The organism is Bradyrhizobium sp. (assembly GCF_049581145.1).
Taxonomy (GTDB): Bacteria; Pseudomonadota; Alphaproteobacteria; order Rhizobiales; family Xanthobacteraceae; genus Bradyrhizobium.
Genome location: NZ_JBAURI010001115.1, coordinates 1 through 3,416 on the forward strand (window position 1 = coordinate 1; position 3,416 = coordinate 3,416).

At 63.6% G+C, this 3,416-nt stretch carries 2 protein-coding genes; both read right to left on the bottom strand.

Annotation, left to right across the window (positions count from 1 at the left end):
• Positions 1–34: 34 nt before the first annotated feature.
• The gene (locus WCB02_RS35835; protein WP_423966246.1) at positions 35–1,246 is read right to left on the bottom strand and encodes an ABC transporter substrate-binding protein; all 1,212 of its coding nucleotides are present in this window, start codon (positions 1,244–1,246) and stop codon (positions 35–37) included.
• 233 nt (positions 1,247–1,479) lie between these two features.
• Positions 1,480–3,108: a fatty-acid--CoA ligase gene (locus WCB02_RS35840; RefSeq protein ID WP_423966248.1), complete on the bottom strand. Its 1,629-nt coding sequence runs from the start codon at positions 3,106–3,108 to the stop codon at positions 1,480–1,482.
• Positions 3,109–3,416: the final 308 nt, after the last annotated feature.

Here is a 3,416-nt window from a genome sequence, read left to right on the forward strand (position 1 = left end):
GCTGGTGACAGGGCGCACGCCGGATCGTGCGGGATCAGTGCGTGGTGACGAGCGGGCAGGCGGAGTCGGACAGCTTGCCGAACGCCTCCTCGCCGGACATGGTCTGCACCAGCTTGTAATAGTCCCAGGGATACTTGGAGTCCTCAGGCTTCTTGACCTGCATGACGTACATGTCGTGTTCCATCAGCCCGTCGGCGCGGATCTTGCCGTTGTCGGTGAACATGTCGTCGATCTTCGCCTTGTGCAGTTCCGCCATCACCTTGTCGGCGTCGGTGGTGCCGGCGGCCTTCACCGCGTTGAGATAGGTCAGGGTGGCCGAATAATAGCCGGCCTGGTTCATGGTCGGCTCCCGCTTGACCTTCTCGAAAAAGCGCTTGGCAAAGGCGCGGGTCTTGTCGCTGGCGTCCCAGTACCAGGCCGTGGTGAGATAGAGACCCTGTGCGCTCTTCAGCCCGAGGCTGTGGATGTCGGTGAGAAAGGCGAGCAGCGCCGCAGGCTTCATGGTCCTGGCGATGCCGAATTCGTCGGCCGCCTTGAGCGAGTTGGTGAAGTCGTTGCCGGCATTGGCAAGCCCCAGCACCTGGGCGCCGGCGTTCTGCGCCTGCAGCAGGTAGCTGGAGAAATCCGACGTCGACAGCGGCACCCGTACCGCGCCGACCACCTTTCCGCCATTCGCTTCGACCACCTTGCTGGCTGCGTCCTGCAACTGGGTGCCGAACGCGTAGTCGGCGGTGAGGAAGAACCAGCTTTTGCCGCCCTGGCTCACGATGGTCTTGGCTGTGCCGTTGGCGAGCGACGTGGTGTCGTAGACGTAGTGGACCGTGTAGGGCGTGCAGTCCTTGCCGGTCAGCGAGGCGCCGGCGGCGCCGATTGCGATGAACGGGATCTTCTTCTCCTTGGCGACATTGTTCATGGCGAGGCTGACGCCAGTGTTCGAGCCGCCCAGCACCATGGTCAGGCCGTCGCGGTCGGCCCATTCGCGAAACTTTTGCGCGCCGACATCAGGCTTGTTCTGGTGATCGGAGACCATGAACTCGATCTTGTTGCCGAGCACGCTGCCGCCGAAATCCTCGATCGCCATCTTGGCGGCCTCCACGCCGCCCTGGCCGATCACGTCGGCATAGAGCCCCGACATGTCGTCGATATCGCCGATCACGACCTTGTTGTCGGCGGCGTGCGCCGCGGTGGCCGTCATCGCGACGGACAGCAGCCACGGAATGCTTCGTCGCGCGATTGTTTTCCTCATCTTGGCTCATCCCTCATGTTTTGGTCCTTGCGAAAGCGGCGGCAAATTAGAAAGTCGGCGGCCGGCTTCCAATAGGCCTTTCGTCGCTGCAGCATGCCAGAAAATGCGCTTCGCGGGTTAACCTTATCGCACGGTATTGATGCACTCGGCCTGCTCGGGAAAGCGGCGATCCAGGCAAAGGCGGCCAGCCCGCCCGGAGGGCGGGAGGCTGAACTGGCAGCGCGTGTTTGGCCTCAGGCCGCCGCCGTCGGGAAGTTGTAGGTCTTGAACTGGTCCCGCAGCGCGGTCTTCAGGATCTTGCCGGTCGCGGTATGGGGGATGCCCTCGACGAAGGCGACGTCGTCGGGCATCCACCATTTGGCGATCTTGCCCTCCATGTAGCGCAGGATGTCCTCGCGGCTGGCGCTCTGGCCGGGCTTGAGCTGCACGATCAGAAGCGGCCGCTCGTCCCATTTGGGGTGGTGGATGCCGATCACGGCGGCCTCGGCGACCGCGGGATGGCCGACCGCGAGGTTTTCGAGGTCGATCGAGGAGATCCATTCGCCGCCGGACTTGATCACGTCCTTGGAGCGGTCCGTGATCCGCATATAGCCGTCCTTGTCGATGGTCGCGACGTCGCCGGTGTCGAAATAGCCGTCCTGATCGAGGATGTCGGTATCGACCCGGTAATAGGCCTTCGAGATCGCGGGCCCGGAGACCTTGAGCCGGCCGAACGTCTTGCCGTCCCATGGCAGGGTCTTGCCGGCATCGTCGGTGATCTTCATCTGGACGCCATATGGCGGAAAACCCTGGGTCTGCAAGATGTCGAGCCGCTGCTCGCCCTTGAGATCCGTGAACGGCGGTTTCAGCGCGGCCAGTGTGCCGAGCGGGCTCATCTCGGTCATGCCCCAGGCGTGGCGCACCTCCACGCCGATATCGAGGAACGCCTTGATCATCGAGCGCGGCATCGCCGAGCCGCCGCACACCACCATCTTCAGATGCGGCAGTGTCAATCTGTGCGTCGCCATGTGGTTGAGCAGCATCAGCCAGACCGTCGGCACGCCCGCGGTGTAGGTCACCTTCTCGGTGTCGAGCAGTTCATAGACCGAGGCGCCGTCGAGTTTCGGACCGGGCATGACCAGCTTGGTGCCCATCGAGGGCGCGGAGAACGCGATGCCCCAGCTGTTGGCATGGAACAACGGCACCACCGGCAGCATTGTATCGCTTGCGGAGGTACCTAGTGCATCGCGCGAATTGGCAAGCAAGGCGTGGATCACGTTGGAGCGGTGCGAATACAGCACGCCCTTGGGATCGCCGGTGGTGCCCGACGTGTAGCACATCGCGGCCGCGGTGTTCTCGTCGAACGTCTTCCATGCGAAATCGCCGTCGACCGCGCCGATCCAGTCCTCATACGCCACCGCGTTCTTCAGCCTGGTCTCCGGCATATGCGCCTTGTCGGTGAGCACGATATAGCGCTCCACGCTCGGCAGCTTGGCGGCGAGCTGTTCCAGGACGGGCAGGAAGGTGAGGTCGACCAACACCATCCGGTCCTGCGCATGGTTGACGATCCAGCCGATCTGGTCGGGAAACAGACGCGGATTGACGGTGTGGCAGATCGCGCCGATCCCCATGATGCCGTACCAGGCTTCGAGATGGCGCCAGGTGTTCCAGGCGATGGTGGCGACTCGGTCGCCGAACTTGATGCCGTCGCGTTCCAGCGCCTGCGAGACTTTCAGCGCGCGGTCGCGAATTTGCCGATAGTTGGTGCGATGGATCGGACCCTCGACCGAACGCGTTACGACTTCCTGGGTGCCATGGATGGTGGCTGCGTGCTCGATGATCCGGTGACAAAGCAAGGGCCAATCTTGCATCAAACCAAGCATGCCGACGTTCCTCCAGATGTTATTGCCGGGCGCCCTCACCGCGGTCGCGGGCGGCTGGCGCCGAAATCCATGGAAATCGCATGAACTTTAGCGCGGAGAGCGCAGGCCGCAAATGGCAATATGGCCGCAGCCGAAAGCGAATGGTTACTGTTGTCATCGGCCTGGCGATGCTGCTTGCGCCCGGCGAGGCGGCGCTCGCGGCGTACCGGTCAGGCTTCGATCCCTTCGGCGACCTGTTCGCGCCGCACCGTTCGCGCCGCCCGCATCACCGCCCACCCGTCCATGCCCCGAGCGCGGCGGCGCTGGCC